Annotated in this window: 13 protein-coding genes; 1 reads left to right on the top strand and 12 read right to left on the bottom strand. The window is 62.7% G+C overall.

What is annotated here, in order from left to right; translation table 11 throughout:
• Positions 1 to 91: 91 nt before the first annotated feature.
• From PQT43_RS20345 to exaC, 12 genes are all read right to left on the bottom strand, one after another.
• Complete coding sequence (locus PQT43_RS20345) at positions 92 to 1,267, bottom strand: GGDEF domain-containing protein (protein WP_272754501.1); 1,176 nt, start codon at positions 1,265 to 1,267, stop codon at positions 92 to 94.
• Between the two features lie 137 nt (positions 1,268 to 1,404).
• Positions 1,405 to 1,908, bottom strand: a complete 504-nt coding sequence (locus PQT43_RS20340) for a hypothetical protein (RefSeq protein ID WP_253085083.1) — start codon at positions 1,906 to 1,908, stop codon at positions 1,405 to 1,407.
• 444 nt (positions 1,909 to 2,352) lie between these two features.
• Positions 2,353 to 2,880: an inorganic diphosphatase gene (gene ppa / locus PQT43_RS20335; protein WP_011063696.1), complete on the bottom strand. Its 528-nt coding sequence runs from the start codon at positions 2,878 to 2,880 to the stop codon at positions 2,353 to 2,355.
• Positions 2,881 to 3,119: 239 nt separating this feature from the next.
• Positions 3,120 to 3,932: a zinc-dependent peptidase gene (locus tag PQT43_RS20330; RefSeq protein WP_253085082.1), complete on the bottom strand. Its 813-nt coding sequence runs from the start codon at positions 3,930 to 3,932 to the stop codon at positions 3,120 to 3,122.
• A 5-nt stretch (positions 3,933 to 3,937) separates the two neighbouring features.
• Positions 3,938 to 4,594, bottom strand: coding sequence for a DedA family protein (locus PQT43_RS20325; protein ID WP_102882346.1), 657 nt, complete (start codon positions 4,592 to 4,594; stop codon positions 3,938 to 3,940).
• Between the two features lie 236 nt (positions 4,595 to 4,830).
• Positions 4,831 to 5,289 (bottom strand): GNAT family N-acetyltransferase, encoded by a 459-nt coding sequence (locus tag PQT43_RS20320; protein WP_102865325.1) that lies wholly within the window; start codon positions 5,287 to 5,289, stop codon positions 4,831 to 4,833.
• Between the two features lie 106 nt (positions 5,290 to 5,395).
• Positions 5,396 to 6,220 carry an ethanolamine ammonia-lyase subunit EutC gene (eutC, locus tag PQT43_RS20315; protein WP_102865326.1) on the bottom strand — a complete coding sequence of 275 codons (825 nt, stop codon included), beginning with the start codon at positions 6,218 to 6,220 and terminating at the stop codon, positions 5,396 to 5,398.
• An 11-nt stretch (positions 6,221 to 6,231) separates the two neighbouring features.
• Entirely contained in the window at positions 6,232 to 7,626 is a 1,395-nt protein-coding gene (locus PQT43_RS20310) for an ethanolamine ammonia-lyase subunit EutB (protein WP_272754497.1), read from the bottom strand.
• Between the two features lie 51 nt (positions 7,627 to 7,677).
• Positions 7,678 to 9,873, bottom strand: coding sequence for an ethanolamine ammonia-lyase (locus tag PQT43_RS20305; protein ID WP_110652035.1), 2,196 nt, complete (start codon positions 9,871 to 9,873; stop codon positions 7,678 to 7,680).
• A 28-nt stretch (positions 9,874 to 9,901) separates the two neighbouring features.
• Entirely contained in the window at positions 9,902 to 11,338 is a 1,437-nt protein-coding gene (locus tag PQT43_RS20300) for an ethanolamine ammonia-lyase reactivating factor EutA (RefSeq protein WP_272754495.1), read from the bottom strand.
• Positions 11,339 to 11,363: 25 nt separating this feature from the next.
• Positions 11,364 to 12,644 (bottom strand): ethanolamine utilization protein EutH, encoded by a 1,281-nt coding sequence (gene eutH, locus PQT43_RS20295; protein ID WP_213665088.1) that lies wholly within the window; start codon positions 12,642 to 12,644, stop codon positions 11,364 to 11,366.
• Positions 12,645 to 12,821: 177 nt separating this feature from the next.
• The gene (gene exaC / locus PQT43_RS20290; RefSeq protein WP_011063687.1) at positions 12,822 to 14,342 is read right to left on the bottom strand and encodes an acetaldehyde dehydrogenase ExaC; all 1,521 of its coding nucleotides are present in this window, start codon (positions 14,340 to 14,342) and stop codon (positions 12,822 to 12,824) included.
• 376 nt (positions 14,343 to 14,718) lie between these two features.
• On the opposite strand from exaC, the gene PQT43_RS20285 reads away from it, so the two are divergent.
• The gene (locus PQT43_RS20285) at positions 14,719 to 16,638 is read left to right on the top strand and encodes a sigma-54-dependent Fis family transcriptional regulator (protein ID WP_272754494.1); all 1,920 of its coding nucleotides are present in this window, start codon (positions 14,719 to 14,721) and stop codon (positions 16,636 to 16,638) included.
• The last annotated feature ends 64 nt before the right edge of the window (positions 16,639 to 16,702 follow it).

Genomic DNA, 16,702 nt, shown 5'->3' with positions numbered 1-16,702 from the left:
TTTTCTTCGGGCGTTGGGGGGCGTATCACAGTTATCGTTCAGGCCGCTAAAACCGCGTTGAGTCCACTTCGGCAAAGGTTGCCCTGACCATTCAACCTGGCTGTAGCTCATGGACGTTGCGCGCCGCCGTTTGCACCCGGTTGCGCCCCCGATCCTTGGCGCCATACAGCGCTTCATCGGCCAGGGAAAGCAGGCGCGGCAGATCGTAGCCTTGGGTTTCACTGGTTACTACGCCAATGCTGACACTGAGCAGCCCTGGCTCCAAAAGAGGCAACCGGGCAAATGCCTGGCGAATCCGTTCGGCGACCCGCACGGCGGACTGCTCGTCGGTCGATTCCAGCAGGCAAGCGAACTCTTCACCGCCGATGCGGGCAAACACGTCTTTGTCGCGCAGGTTTTCCGAGAGCACCCGACTGAAGGCGATCAGCGCCTGGTCCCCGGTCTGATGGCCAAAGGCGTCGTTCAAGCGCTTGAAATGGTCCAGGTCGCACAGCAGCAAGGCTATCGGCGCGCCTCGACGCTGGCATTCGAGCAGCATCCGCTCGCCATGGACCAGGAACGCCCGGCGGTTGCCGATGCCCGTCAGGGCGTCGCAGAAGGCTGCGGCCTTGAGGCGCAGTTCGACCCGTTCCTTGACCATGCACAGGGTCACGTAGGCGATGCCGATCACATACAGCATCGATTCGAACAACATGAGCGAGAACAGCGGCACTCCGGCGCCGTAGCCTTTGAACACCTGATCCATGGCCAGGCCCTGGTCAATCACCGCGCGCACGCTGTAGAACACGGTGTGCAGCAGAGTCAGGGCCAGGGCAGGCATATAGGCAACTTCCAACTGCCGACGGCTGCGCCAGAACTCCAGGATGATCAGCAGGCCATAGCCGGCCACCAGCAGCGAATACACCGAGACCCGAACCGTCATCGACTGGTAGAACGCTGGAACCATGCACAGGGCCAGCCAGATGCCGGCCCCGGCGAGCATGCCCGGTGCATGGGGCGGACGTCCGGCGAACACCCGCATGGCCGTCCAGTTGAGACCGGCGCTCAGCAGCAGGACCAGGTTGCCGAGCACCTTGGGTACGAAGTCCATGCCCAGATCGCGCAGGCTCACCAGCAGCATTCCCGCGGCGGCCAGCAGCATCATGCCGCCCAGGTAGGCCAGCGGGCGCTCACGGGTTTCCTGCCGCCAGGCGTGGAAGGTCAGCAGGCTCATGAGGAAGAAAATGAACACCGAGACGACCAGCAAGGTGGGGATATGCAGGGCCATGTCCGGGGTTCTCGTGAAGTCGCGTCAAGGGCGGGGAAGCAAAGCCGCGGCCGGAAGCGGGCGAATTGCCATCAGTGGGCGCGATTGTAGCGAGAACTTCCGGGCCTTGGTGGATGTTGCTGCAGGAAGTGCCCGGTCTAGCGAAATACGCCGCAGACTGCGTTGCCCTGGTAGCCGTGCGCGATCGGTCCGAGAAACATGAACGGGCCGCAGGCGTAGAAGTCCGAACTGATTTTCCGATTTGTGTACAGCAGCGGCACTTCGACGCCATTGATATCGTCGCCATAGGCGGTGGCGCTGTAGGACTCGCAGACTGGCAGCTTGAGTGGAATCGGCAGGATCACGACCAAGAGGGTGGTGCCACACCACTGGCGTTCGGGCGTGCTCTTTTGCGTGTGGGTGACAACCGGCTTCATGGAGTTGCCGATGAGCTTTTGGTGAGCTTCGGTCTTCGATACTTGCTGGTAGGGCATATCCACCCAGGCCCCCACGCAGCCGCTGAGGCCAAGCGTTGCAAGCGTCGCTATCAGTGCGCCTTTCATGGTCCGCTGCACGGGCCGCGGGAGGACCAGGCCGGGGTTCATGGCCGGTGCTTCGGGCTTGGATTCCATGGGGGCGGCAAAGCTGTGTAGGTCGTGCATCCTGCACCTGCTGTCGGAGTGGTCAGTTCTTCGCGTGCCCGGCTTGCAGGCATTAAAAAGCCGGCTTGTGGCCGGCTTCTCGGGGACTGGCTTGGTTCATTTTTGGTAAACCGCACCAGCCTTCAAAACGTACACCCAGCTCTTGCGGCTGGCTGTGGGACTGGGCAGGAAAGTCATCCGCTTCGTCGGGCGATCTGACCGCAGGGAGGGTCGATGCGCAAATGTGGGGCGCAGCATACGCATATTCGCCGGCAATTCCCAGTGCGAAGCACTATCCAGAGGCCCTCGGGACGAAAATAGTGCGTGGGAATTTGTTGCCGGGTGCGTGTTTGGTGCGGCCTTGTTGGCTGGCAAGACGACTGCGATGGGGGAACAGGTACGAAAAAGCCCCGATCACTCGGGGCTTTCTCTTGAAGCTTGTCGCTCGAAGCTTAACGCTGCTTCTCAGCCTTTATAGGCGGCAACCGACTTCAGGATCTCGGCGCGGGCTGCATCGGCATTGCCCCAACCGTCGATCTTCACCCACTTGCCTTTTTCGAGGTCTTTGTAGTTCTCGAAGAAGTGCTTGATCTGTTCCAGCAGCAGGGCTGGCAGGTCGGTGTATTCCTTCACGTCGACATACAGCTGGGACAGCTTGTCGTGAGGAACCGCGATCACTTTGGCGTCGCCGCCGCCGTCGTCGGTCATGTTCAGGATGCCCACTGGGCGAGCACGGATCACCGAGCCTGGCGCTACTGGGTACGGGGTCACGACCAGCACGTCGAGGGGGTCGCCGTCGTCAGCCAGGGTGTTGGGGATGAAGCCGTAGTTGGCCGGGTAGAACATGGGGGTGGCCATGAAACGGTCAACGAACAGGCAGTCGCTGTCTTTGTCGATTTCGTACTTGATCGGCGCGTGGTTGGCCGGGATTTCGATAGCGACGTAGATGTCGTTCGGCAGGTCTTTGCCCGCCGGAATCTTGCTGTAGCTCATTGGGCGTTGCCCCCGTTAGTTGACCAAATGACTTGGCCGGATTGACCAAAAAGTGGCGGCGATTATAGACACACTCCGCAACCGATGCTACGTGCCAAGGGTCGTAGAACCTTGGTTGTACTGTCTCGCAGACATGTTCGGGTGGGCCGTGCGACCGGCGGTTTTGCCATCGGTCGGCAGGCTTGGCAGTGGTCTTTCAACTGGCCTTCAGATGAACAACGTATCAGCGCGACAGGACATTAGTGGTGCGTTTGATAGACCGGATCTTCAGCTTGAAGTTGCTGCAGTCGGGCCAATGGATTCTGCCGATAAAACAGCTGCAACTGTTCATAGACTTTCGGATAGGCCGCCACGAGCAAGTCCGGGGCGCTGAAGAAGTACTCGCTGGTGACGGCGAAGAACTCCGCCGGGTTTTCCGCCGCGTAGGGATCGATGGCGGTTTCCGCCTCCGGATCATGGTCGAGCTGGCGGTTGAGATCGTCGTAGGCACTTTGCATCACCTGCGCCCAGTCGCTGACCCGCATGTCGCTGTGCAGCGGCGGCAGGCCATTGGCGTCGCCGTTGAGCATGTCCAGCTTGTGGGCCAGTTCGTGGATCACCAGGTTGTAGGCTTCCCAACCGCCACTGGCCAGCACCCCAGGCCAGGCGAGGATGATCGGGCCCTGCTGCCAGGCTTCACCGCTGTGCTCGCCGTCCCATTCATGCTCGATACCGCTGGCATCGCGGTGGCGCTGGGGGCTGAGGAAGTCGTCGGGATAAAGAATGATTTCATGGAAGCCCTGGTACCAGTTCAGGTCGCCCAGGTGCAGCAATGGCAGTTGCGCCTGGGCTGCCAGCAGCAGGCGTTGCTCCTGATGCAGCTCCACGCCGGGCAGGGCGGTGAGGTGCTTGTCATCGAGAAACAGCACGCTGGCTTCCCTGAGCCACTGGTCCTCGGCAACGCTGAGGCCGTCGAGGAAGGGCAGGTGCTGGCGCACCCGCTGCCAGGTTTCATTGCTGACCGGGTGCTTGGCCAGCCGGCGCTTGCGGCGCCAGGCACTGAGGGACCACATGGTGTTTAGCGGGTTTCGGCTTTTTCAGCGCTGCGGCCGAAGCGGCTGCGCAGCACGCCAATGATCATCGGCACCAGGGACAGCAGGATGATGACCACCACCAGCAACGACAGGTTTTTCTTGATGAACGGTACGTTGCCGAAGAAGTAGCCCAGGGTCACCAGGCCGCCGACCCAGAGGATGGTGCCGATCACGCTGAAAGCGAAGAATCGTGGGTAGGGCATGCGGGCCACGCCAGCGACGAACGGTGCGAAGGTGCGGATGATCGGCAGGAAGCGCGCCAGGGTTACGGTCTTGCCACCGTGTTTTTCATAAAAATCATGGGTTTTCTGCAGGTAGTCGCGACGGAAGATCTTCGAATTGGGGTTGCTGAACAGCCGTTCGCCCGCGGTTCGCCCGATCACGTAATTGGTGCTGTCACCGAGGATCGCCGCCAGCATCAGCAGGCCCCCCAGCAGCACCGGGTCCATGCCGCCGCCCGCAGCGACTGCGCCGGCGATGAACAGCAAGGAGTCCCCGGGCAGGAACGGCGTCACCACCAGACCGGTTTCACAGAAAATCACCAGAAACAGGATGGCGTAGATCCAGGGCCCGTAGTTGGTCACCAACATGTCGAGGTAAACGTCGAGATGAAGGAGTAGGTCGATCGGGTTGAAATCCATGGGGGCACCTGTGGTGACAGCCTGGCTCGGCAGGCCTGTGCGATGACTCGGAGAAAGGGACTACAAGGATGTGTAGATTTTCTTACGCGCCGAAAAGGGCGGCCATTATAAAGGCAGAGAGGTGAAATGCGTGTTCAGATTGTAGCGGGGCGTTTCGGCGCGCAAAGCGCGGCAGGCCACCTGGGATCACCCCGGCCTGAGGGACTAAAGCGGCCCGCAGGCCGCTGTCGGTGAGATCAGCTATCGCTCAGGGGCAGGACGTAGTTCTTGAACTCGCTGTCTTCGCGAAAGCCCATGGACTCGTAGGTTTTCTGCGCCACGGCGTTGTTGCTGCTGGTGGACACACGCAGGCGGACGGCGTTGGTTTCCTTGGCCATCTTCTTTGCAGTGCGCATCAGGTTGTCGGCCACCAGCTGGCGCCGGGCATCTTCAGCGACGTAGATGTCGTTGAGAATCCATACGCGCTTGAGCGACAGGGAGGAAAAGCTTGGGTACAGCTGGCAAAAACCCAGCAATTTGTTGCTGTCATCATCGGCCAGGGCCAGGTAGATCACCGATTCCTTGCGTCGTAGGCGCTTTTCCAGAAAAGCCCGGGACGAATCCGGATAGGGCAGGGCGCCATAGAACTCGCGGTATTTGACGAATAACGGGGTCAACAGATCCAGGTGCTCGAGGGTTGCTTGAGTAATCCGCATGGTGGCTCTCAACTTCAAGTGGATGTGACGGCACAGGTTGGATGACTCGGGCAGCCGTGTTCCGATGCTGCCCAAAGCGGGAAAAAAGCGCAATCGTCTTGCAAAATCACGCTTGGGGCGGCCCCAGAAGGAAGTTGCCCTTCATGTCTGCCGTTGAGTCGCTGTCCAGAGTCTGCACTTGTGCTTCGTCTTTGAGGTTTACTCCCGACAATTGCCGGCGGCAGGCTTCACGCATCAAGTACAGCAGGCGATGGGCGGCCATGCCATAGCTCAGGCCTTCCAGGCGCACATTGGAGATGCAGTTGCGATAGGCATCGGTGAGCCCGACTTTCGGCTGGTAGGTGAAGTACAACCCCAGGCTATCGGGAGAACTGAGCCCGGGACGCTCACCGATCAGGATCACAGTCATCTTCGCCCCCAGCAGTTCGCCAATCTCGTCGGCTACCGCTACCCGACCCTGTTCCACCAGGATCACCGGCGACAGCGACCAGCCTTCGGCGGCGGTCTGTTCCTCCATGCGCGCCAGAAAGGGCAGGGTGTGGCGATGCACCGCCAGGGCCGAAAGACCATCGGCCACCACCACCGCCAGGTCGACCCCACCGGGATGGGCGCTGGCGTAGTCGCGCAGGCTCTGGGCCGATTCATCACTGAGCCGGCGCCCCAGGTCGGGGCGTTGCAGGTAGCTGTGGCGATCGGTAGCGGCGCTATGGAGCAGCAGGCTGTCACGGCCGCGCTCGGCCAGTTGGGCGCTCAGGCCGGCGTGGTCGAAGGGCAGGTGCACGGCATCCCGGGCCTGGGCGTGGGCGAATTGGAAGTCCAGTTGGGCGCCGGTCGGCAAGCTGGTGCCGGTGCGGCCCAGGGCAATGCGCGCGGGGGTCAGGCGGCGCAGTTCCAGCCAGGGATTTTGCGAGTCGGTCGGATGTTTTTGCATGTGCCTGTTCCTTATCCCAGCTGGGCCAGTGCCTGGCGGAAAGCCGGTGGCAGGTTGTTGCCGAAATGCACCTTGCCGTCGGCCTGGGTGAAGATGCCGGTCCTGGCTAGCCATTGTTCGAACTCAGGGGCAGGTTTCAGGCCCAGGGTCTGGCGAGCATAGAGTGCGTCGTGGAAGGACGTGGTCTGGTAGTTGAGCATGATGTCGTCGGAGCCGGGGATGCCCATGATGAAGTTGATGCCGGCCACGCCCAGCAGGGTCAGCAGGTTGTCCATGTCATCCTGATCGGCTTCGGCGTGGTTGGTGTAGCAGATGTCGCAACCCATGGGCACGCCCAGCAACTTGCCGCAGAAGTGGTCTTCCAGGCCGGCGCGGATGATCTGCTTGCCGTTGTACAGGTATTCCGGGCCAATGAAACCGACCACGGTGTTCACCAGGAACGGCTTGAAATGCCGGGCCACGGCATAGGCGCGGGTTTCACAGGTCTGCTGGTCGATGCCGAAGTGGGCGTTGGCCGAGAGGGCGCTGCCCTGACCGGTCTCGAAGTACATCAGGTTCTGCCCGAGGGTGCCGCGGTTCAGGCTCAGGCCTGCTTCATAGCCTTCCTGGAGCACGTTGAGGTTGATGCCGAAGCTGGCGTTGGCGGCTTCGGTGCCGGCAATCGACTGGAACACCAGATCCAGGGGAACACCGCGATTGATCGCCTCGATGGAGGTGGTGACGTGGGTCAGCACGCAAGCCTGGGTGGGGATCTCGTAGCGCTGGATGATGGCGTCGAGCATTTCCAGCATGGCGCAGATCGAGGCGATGCTGTCGGTGGCCGGGTTGATGCCGATCATCGCATCGCCGTTGCCGTACAGCAGGCCGTCGAGAATGCTCGCGGCAATGCCCGCTGGCTCGTCGGTGGGGTGGTTGGGTTGCAGGCGGGTGGACAGGCGCCCGCGCAGGCCCAGGGTGCCGCGAAACTTTGTCACCACGCGAATCTTCTGCGCCACCAGGATCAGGTCCTGCACGCGCATGATCTTCGACACTGCGGCGGCCATTTCCGGGGTCAGGCCCGGCGCCAGGGCCTGCAGGCTCTGCTCGTCGGCGGCGTCACTGAGCAGCCAATCGCGAAAACCGCCAACGGTGAGGTGGCTGACGGTGGCGAAGGCCTGCTTGTCATGGCTGTCGATGATCAGCCGGGTGACTTCGTCGGACTCATAGGGAATCAGCACTTCTTCGAGAAAGTGCTTGAGGGGGATATCCGCCAGGGTCATCTGGGCAGCAACCCGTTCGCCGTCGTTGAGGGCGGCGACACCGGCCAGAAAATCTCCGGAACGGGCCGGGCTGGCCTTGGCCATGACTTCCTTGAGGCTGTCGAAGCGATAGGTCTGAGAACCTACGCTGTGGGAAAATTGGGCCATCTCAGTCTCCGTTTCAACGATGTAGGGGCGTTGCCGAGTGCTGGCGGATCATCAGGATGCCACCTTCTTCAGCAGGTTTTCCAGACGGTTGCCGGCAGCCCGGTGGTGGAGGATGGCAAAGGCCTTTTCCGCCACCAGGCTGCCGCCTTCCAGCGGTGGCAGGCCACCGCTGTAGATGTTCGAAATCACGGTGTATTCGTAGCGAATGTCCGGGTTGCCGCTGAACTGGGCGGCGGCGCGGCGGGCCTGGTCGTCCGGCAGGCGGTAGCCCAGGTAGGCGGACATGCTGCGCGAGGCCAGGGCATCGCCGCCGGGACGCTCGCCGATCAGTACGATGATCAGTTGCGGTTGCAGGGCTTCGCCCACCGATTCCGCCAGCTTGACCCGGCCATAGGGCGCGAGGATCGGCTGGCCGATGCGCAGCTCGCGACTCTGCAGACCGTCCATCAGCACCGGCAGCAGCTCGGGAATGTTGTGGTGGATGGCTTCGGCGCTGAGGCCGTCGGAAATCACGATCTGCACGTCGTTGTATTCCGGTTGCAGGCGCCGCAGCACCTCCTCGGTCAGCCGCGCGCCCAACTCCGGGTCCTGCAGGTGGGCCAGCTTGTCCGGGGCGGCGGTGCGCAGTTCCCGCAGGGGAATGGCGCCGATTTCGGCAGGGCGCAGGTCGACGTAGATCGCCTCTCGGGCCACCGCGAGGTTGGCGCGCACGGTCCGCGACACCGCGTTGGCCGGGCGTGGGCCGGCGTTGTCAAAGCCGTAGGTGGCCGGGGTGGATTCGAGCAGGCGCTGGAAGTCGATGTCCGACTCACAGAAGATTCGCGGGTTGCCCCAGTTCGGTCCGCGTTCCACGTTGCCGTGGGCGTCCTCCTGGAAAATCCCCTTGCCCAGGGCCCAGCGCAGGTATTCCGGGGCCGGCGCCAGGTCGTGGACTTCGCGCAGGGTCTGGTTGTCGTGGGCGCTGGTGTCGAAGTAGGCGAGCATGCGGTCGGTGCTCAGGTACACGTCCATGAAGAAGTTGGCGCCGGCGGCGGTCAGCAATTCGGTGGCCATTTGCTGGCCTTCCAGGGTCACCTGGGAGTGCAGGGTGTAGCAGGGCGCCATGCCCATGGGCAGCCCCAGTAGCTTGCCCATGAACTGGTCCTGCAGGCAGGAATAGGTCATCTCGAAGTTGTCGAGGTGGGTTTCCGGGCCGATGAAACCGGTGACGTTGTTCACCATGTACGGCCGATAGCGCCGGGCCAGTCCATAGCACAGGGCTTCGCAGGTGGTCATGTCGATGCCTTCGTGCTTGCCGTAGGTCAGTTCGCTGCCCTGGCCGGTCTCGAAGTACATGAAGTTTTCTGCAACATCGCGCAGCGGGCCGCGCTCGGTCATGGTCTGCCAGGCCTGATCCAGCAACTGCACGGTGACATCGAACTCGTCGGTCAGGGTGCGTTCGGTGCCGGCCAGGCTCTGGAACATGATTTCCACTGGCGCGCCCTGGTCGAGGCAGGCCAGTTGGGTCTTGATGTGGGAGAGCACGCAGATCTGCGTCGGCGCTCCGGTTTCCCTACGCAATTTATCCAGGTGGCGCAGGGTGGCACTGATGTTGTCCACGGTGTCGATGGCCGGGTTAAGGCCGATCAGCGCGTCCCCCGAGCCCATGCTCAGGCCGGTGTAGACCAGCAGCGTAATGCCACTGAGGTTGTCGGTGGGATGGTTGGGCTGCAGCCGCGACGACAGAGTACCGGGCAGGCCCACCAGGGTCCGGGCCTTGGCCGCCGCGCCGCTCTTGAGCTTTTTCGATAGCAGGATCAGTTCATGCACGTCCAGCAGCTTGGCCAGGGCCGCCACCATGACCCCGGTCAGGGCCGTGCCGATACGGCGTATTTCAGTGCCATGGCTGCGCAGCAGGCGATCTTTCAGGGCGCCCAGGGTCAGGTCGGCGATCTCGCCAAAGACGCTGTGGTCGATGTCGTAGTTGACCTGCATGACGCTGTCGATGCGGCCGTGGCGATCTGTCAGCGGATGCTGGAAGTAGTGATCCAGGGTCAGCTCTGAGAGCACTTTGCGCGCCGCCTCGCGGGTGATTTCATCAGCCGCCGCGAGCCCTGCCACCCGGTCCCCGGCCTTGCTGATGTCGGCGGCGCCGAGCACCGCCTTGAGGCTGGCGAAGCCTATCTCGCGGTCCAGCACCCGGGTGCTGTAGGTCCGTTCGGCAAGCGCTTCGGGAAGGCGGATGTGCTGCAGTGCGGTGAGTGACATGGCAAGACGCTCCTTGGCCGGCATCGGCTCAGTGCACGCCGTAGAAGGCGACGGGCACGATGTGCTGGTGGGGTTTTCCCAGGTTGATGAAGTGTGCCGAACGCTCGCGTACTTCATCGATGACAATCAGGTTGCAAGATCTGCGCCCCCAATCCGTGGCGTAGTTGCCCAGGACCTTGCCGACGTTGCTTTCCAACAGCAGCACCAGCGGCCAGTGCGGGGCGGGTCGTGCCTGCTCCAGGGCGCGGGCCACGCGTGCGCCCAGCTGTCGGATGTCCTCCAGTCGTGGCGCCCGGCCGTTGTCGAGCAATTGCAGGCAAGCGCCGTCGCAGCTGCTCAGTGCCAGGGCCAGGGCGTCGTCCAGTTGCTGCTCGGTGGCATCCATGGGCAGCCGGGCGACGATGGGCAGGTCCTTGAGGGGCAGCACCTCGGGCTGGGGCAGAAACAGGGTGCTGCCGGAAATCTCGGTGTTGTGCAGGGTCAGGCCGTAGACCGTGGCCCGGCCGCGGTTTTCCGGCACCAGTCGGGAGGCCGCCCGCACCAGTCGCGGGTGGCGGGCAATGGCCAGGGCCAGATCGATGCCCAGATCGCCGTAATAGGTGATGCCGGGCATGGGTTCGCCTTGCAGGTGGCGATAGAGCAGCTCGCCCACACCACCGGAAAAAGTCAGGGCCGGGTCGGCATTGCGTGCAGGGAGGATCAGCGGCAGTTGCTCGGTCAGTTGGCCCAGCGGGCTGGCAAAGAAGTGGCGATCACCTTCGGCAATGGCGACCAGGGCATCGATGTACCAATTGACCACCGCCTCCAGCTCGGAACGCTCCAGGACCTGTCCGGGATGCTTGCAGATTGCCAGGTGATCGAGCAGTGCCTGACCGAACTCCGATACGCCGCTGAGACGATAACTGCCCGGCTCGAACTGCAAGTGCCGAGCCCCGATGAAATGGCAGCCGCTGGCCAGGACGTTGCCATCCAGGCCCCAGGCGGCGTTGGTGGTGCCCCCGCCGATATCCAGGTTGAGTATCGGTTGCCGAGCGTGGAAGCGGCTCAGCGCCGAACAACTGCCCATGAAGGCCAGCCAGGACTCCAGCCCGCCGTCGTCGGCGCGCGTGATCAGGGCGTTGCCGATCAATTGGCCGACCAGTTGCGCCAGGGCCTGGGCGTTGTGCCGCCGCGCCGCCAGACCGGTGATGATCACACCACCGGAAAACAGCTGTTGCGGGCTCACGCCGGCCTGTTCGAGCCAGGTTTCGATCAGGGCCCGGATCGCGGCCTCATCGATGACCTGGTCCTTGAACGGGGTGAACACCGGCTCGCCACGAAACAGTACCCGTGGCTCGTTGAGGGCCATGCGTCCGGTGATGCAGTGGCTGCTCAGGCTGGCCTGGGCGATCAGTGCGCTGCTGGTGGTGGACCCGAAGTCCAGCCCCAGCAGCAGTACCGATGCGCCGCCCGTGATGGCTTGCATGCAGGCGTTCCTCGCCGCGCCGCAGTCAGGCGGTGGCCTTCTGGCCGGCAGGTTCCGGCGTGTCCAGCGCGGTGCCGCCCAGGTACTCGCCCGGGGCGATGATCCCCGCGGCCCGATCCTGGGCTTCCAGTTGCAGCGCCTTGGGCACCGACAGCCAGTAGGCCAGGCCGACGGCGACGAAGCCGGCGCAGAGCTTGCCGATCAGTACCGGCAGGATGATGGTGGGCTGGAAGTTGGCAGTGAAGGACAGGTGGTCCCCCAGCAGGAAGGCGGCGCAGACGCCGAAGGCGATATTCACCACCTTGTCCTTGGGCGGCATGAGGCGCACCAGGCGGAACATGGCGAGGATGTTGGCGATGGTCGCCAGCATGCCGGCGCTGCCCACCGCGCTGAGGCCGATCTTGCCGCCGAGGTTCTCCAGGGGTTTGCCCAGGTACTTGCGCAGCAGGTAGACCATGGGGAAGGCGCCGGCCAGCATGATGCCGATGTAGCCGGCGGTTTCCAGGGCGCGGGTCTGGTCCTGGGCGTCGGCGATGATCGGGTGGAAGCCCCAGCCGCCAAATACCGCGGAGAAGACCCCGGTGAAGTATTCGACGATGGAGAACACCAGCACCAGCTTGATGGCCGCGTCCATGGCGCGGCCGAAGATGATGAAACCCTTGATCATCATGTCCGGCAAAAAGCGCAGGCCCAGGGCCAGGGCCACGACGAAGATCAGGATCGGCAGCAGGTTGGCGAAGATGCTGCCCAGGCCCAGGGCCAGTTGGTAGCTGGCTTCACCGTTGGTGCTCACCAGTTCGCGTACCACCGGGTTGCTGAAGGCCAGGATCAGGCTGGCGATCATCACTCCGACGGGGATGGTGAGGATGCCGGACATGATCCCCAGGGCCATGTACTTGTGGTCGCGCTTGTCGAGCATCGCCAGGCCCATGGGGATCGAGAAGACGATGGTGGCGCCGCCCATGAAGCCGGTGATCAGGGCCATCACCAGGGCTTCCTTGCTGGCGGCCAGGGCCGAGGCCAGCTGATAGCCACCCATGTCCGAGGCGATGATCATGGTCGCCGCCAGGGCCGGATCGGCGCCCAGGGAGTTGAAGAACGGACCGAAGACGGTCTCGATGACCACCGTCAGGTAGGGAATGGAAGCCATGATCCCTGCGGCCGGTACAAAGATGTAGCCGGTGGCATGAATGCCTTCCATGAATTCTTTGCCCAAGCCTCGCTCGCTGTCATAGATGGCGGCGAAGGCACCGATTACGGCGCAGAGCATGATGAGGTAGAGCACGTAGTTGCCGATCTGATCCATTGCGTTTGTCCCTTGTTATTGTTTTTCAAGCAGGGTCTGTGCACGACTGGTTTGGCGCAGAACTTCCGACAGCAGTGTCCCGTCCGGCAAGCCTTCGGCACCGGATCAGAGCAGGTGAACAAGTGCGGCAAGGCCGCCAAAAGGCCTCCCGGCGACCTGGGTCGCCGGGAGGTTCGATCAGAAGAAGCCCAGCGGGTTGATGTCGTAGCTCACCAGCAGGTTCTTGGTCTGCTGGTAGTGGTCGAGCATCATCTTGTGGGTTTCACGGCCAACGCCGGACTTCTTGTAGCCACCGAACGCGGCGTGCGCCGGGTACAGGTGGTAGCAGTTGGTCCAGACGCGGCCGGCCTTGATCCCGCGGCCCATGCGATAGGCGCGGTTGATGTCGCGGGTCCAGACCCCGGCACCCAGGCCGAACTCGGTGTCGTTGGCAATCGCCAGGGCTTCGGCTTCGTCCTTGAAGGTGGTGACGCTGACCACCGGGCCAAAGATTTCTTCCTGGAACACGCGCATTTTGTTGGTGCCCTTGAGCAGGGTCGGCTGGATGTAGTAGCCGCTGGACAGGTCGCCTTCGAGTTTCTCCACCTTGCCGCCGGTGAGCAGCTGCGCGCCTTCGTTCTTGGCGATGTCGAGGTAGGAGAGGATCTTGTCGAACTGCTGCTCGGAGGCCTGGGCGCCGACCATGGTGTCGGTGTCCAGCGGATCGCCACGCTTGATCTGCTCGATCTTCTTCATCACCACTTGCATGAATTCGTCGTAGATCGATTCCTGCACCAGGGCACGGGATGGGCAGGTGCAGACTTCACCCTGGTTGAAGAACGCCAGCACCAGGCCTTCGGCGGCCTTTTCGATGAACTTCGGTTCGGCCTGCATGATGTCTTCGAAGAAGATGTTCGGCGACTTGCCGCCCAGTTCCACGGTGGACGGAATGATGTTCTCGGCGGCGCACTTCATGATGTGCGAGCCCACCGGAGTCGAGCCGGTGAAGGCGATCTTGGCGATGCGCTTGCTGGTGGCCAGGGCCTCGCCGGCTTCACGGCCGAAACCTTGCACCACGTTGAGCACGCCCGGTGGCAGCAGGTCGCCGATCACTTCCATCAGTACGGTGATGCCCAGTGGGGTCTGCTCGGCGGGTTTGAGTACCACGCAGTTGCCGGCAGCCAGGGCTGGGGCGAGTTTCCAGGCGGCCATCAGGATCGGGAAGTTCCACGGGATGATCTGCCCGACCACGCCCAGGGGTTCATGGATGTGGTAGGCCACGGTGTTGCCGTCGATTTCCGCGGCGCTGCCTTCCTGGGCCCGCAGGCAACCGGCGAAGTAGCGGAAGTGGTCGGCGGCCAGGGGAATGTCGGCGTTCAGGGTCTCGCGTACCGCCTTGCCGTTGTCCCAGGTTTCGGTGATGGCCAGCAGTTCCAGGTTCTGTTCGATGCGGTCGGCGATCTTCAGCAGGATCAGCGAGCGGGCCTGTACCGAGGTGGCGCCCCAGGCGTCGGCGGCGGCATGGGCGGCGTCCAGCGCCTTGTCGATGTCTTCGGCGGTGGAGCGGGGGAATTCGGCAATCGGCTGGCCATTGACCGGCGAGGTGTTGGTGAAGTACTGGCCTTTGACTGGCGCAACGAATTCGCCGCCGATGTAGTTACCGTACTTGCTCTTGAACGAAACGATAGCGCCTTCAGTACCGGGGTGTGCGTAACGCATGGTGGGTATCTCCTGGCTTTTATGCTTATGGGGGAGGACGCGCTATAGCGCATACCAAGCGTAGAGCAAAGGTCGGGCCAGTGGGGCGCAGGCCATATGAATCAAGGGTTTGCGGATGTTTCGAAGCGGTGCCAATGGCCGCGTGTGACGAATCTGGTACGGCACCGAGTGACAGTTTGTAACCTGGATGGCACAAGCTGTGACTCATGGGTCAAGCCGGCATTGCAATGAAACAGCGGCTGGAGGATGCTGGTTCGCGTGTCGAATCTTGTCGGATAGATCTGATGGTCTGTCCTTCTTTACAGGGCCGATTGCGGCCGGCAGCGGCGCCAGTGTTCCGTCTGAGCGTGACAGCGCATCAGGAGAATAATAAGAAATGCACAGTAGTAATCATCTGAGTCGACATGCCCAGCAGGTGCTGACGGTGGCCCAGGGTAAAGCCCATTTGCAGGGCCCCGGCAGCGATCCTTCCATTGCTCGCTCCTGGCTGCGCTGCCTTGAGGACTATCACCTTGATCCGGCCCAGGCCATGGCCCCCACAGTGCTGGAGCATGGTCGCCTGCTGGAAAGTCGCGAACGCCTGCAGGATGTGCTGCAAATAGCCAGCACCGAGATGGCCAACCTGCACCAGCAGTTGTCCGGCGCGGGCCATGCCGTGCTGCTGACCGATGCCCGGGGGGTGATCCTCAACTGCATCACTGCCCCTAGCGAGCGCAAGATTTTCGAGCATGCCGGTCTCTGGCTGGGCGCCGACTGGAGCGAGGCCCGGGAAGGCACCAACGGCATTGGCACCTGCCTGGTGGAGCGCCAGTCGCTGACCATTCACCAGGGCGAGCACTTCCGTGGCCGGCACACTGGCCTGACCTGCTCGGCGAGCCCGGTGTTCGATCCTCATGGCGAATTGCTGGCGGTGCTGGATGTGTCCTCGGCGCGTCAGGACGTTTCCCGGCAGAGTCAGTTCCACACCATGGCCTTGGTCAATCTCTCGGCGAAAATGATCGAGAGCTGCTATTTCCTGCGTTATTTCGAGAACCAGTGGCTGCTGCGCTTTCATCTACAGGCGGAGTCTGTGGGGCTGTTCAGTGAGGGCTTGCTGGCGTTTGACGGCGAAGGGCGAATCTGTGCGGTGAACCAGAGCGCCCTGAACCTGCTGGGACATATTCGCGGTGGCTTGCTGGGTAAACCGGTGGACAGCTTTTTCGACTGTTCCCTGGATGAATTGCTCAGTCGCGCCAGCATCAATGCCAGCGCCAGTTGGCCCTTGCGTACTCGGGATGGGCGGCGCCTGTTTGCCTTGTTGCGCGGTCAGCCGCACCCGGTATCGCAACCTGCGCCGCGGGTGCCGGCTGGTGTTACGCCGCCGCGCACTTCAAGCATCTGCCTTGGGGATGAAGGGCTGCAGAATGATTTTCGCCGGGCCTCGCGGGTGTTCGAACGTGATGTGCCGCTGTTGATCAATGGTGAAACCGGCTCCGGCAAGGAGGCTTTCGCCAAGGCCGTGCACCAGGGCAGTGCCCGTTCGGATAAAACCTTTGTCGCCCTCAATTGCGCGGCGATTCCGGAGAGCCTGATCGAGAGCGAACTCTTCGGTTATCGCGGCGGCAGCTTTACCGGGGCGCGCAAGGAGGGCATGCGCGGCAAGTTGCAGCAGGCCGATGGCGGCACCTTGTTCCTCGATGAAATCGGCGATATGCCCCTGGCCCTGCAGACGCGCTTGCTGCGGGTGTTGGAAGATCGCCTGGTGGTGCCGATTGGTGGTGAGCCGCAATCGGTCAACGTGCGGATCATCAGCGCCACCCACCGGGATCTGCTGGAGCGGGTACGCGACGGCAGTTTCCGTGAGGATCTGTATTACCGGCTCAATGGTCTTGAGATCGCGCTGCCGGCCCTGCGTGAGCGCAGCGACAAATCCCAGTTACTGGACTTTCTCCTGGCCGAAGAAGCGGGCGGGCAACCGGTGGTGCTGGACGAAGCGGCGCGTCAGAGCCTGTTGAGTTATTCCTGGCCGGGAAACGTGCGGCAATTGCGCAACGTCCTGCGAACCCTGGCGGCCTTGTGTGAAAACGGCCGCATTGGTCTGGAAGACCTGCCGCCGCTGATCCGCAACAGCCGCCCGGCGCCAGTTGGCGAGCCGGTTGCTGAAGCGCAGGAGCGCCCCCTGGAGGACGCCGAGCGGGTTGCACTACTGGCAGCCCTGGAGCAACAGCGCTGGCACATGACCCATACCGCCGAACAGCTGGGGGTCAGCCGCAACACCCTCTATAGAAAGCTGCGCAAACACGGTATTGCGCGTTAAAACGCACCTGTGACTGCCGGTACAGGGCCGCTTGCCTTGTGCCAGCGGCGGCAAACGCAACAGC

Source organism: Pseudomonas sp. BLCC-B112 (genome assembly GCF_028550695.1).
GTDB lineage: Bacteria > Pseudomonadota > Gammaproteobacteria > Pseudomonadales > Pseudomonadaceae > Aquipseudomonas > Aquipseudomonas danubii.
The sequence above is the reverse complement of the archived record's forward strand: the minus strand, read 5'-3'. Positions and strand labels throughout refer to the sequence as shown.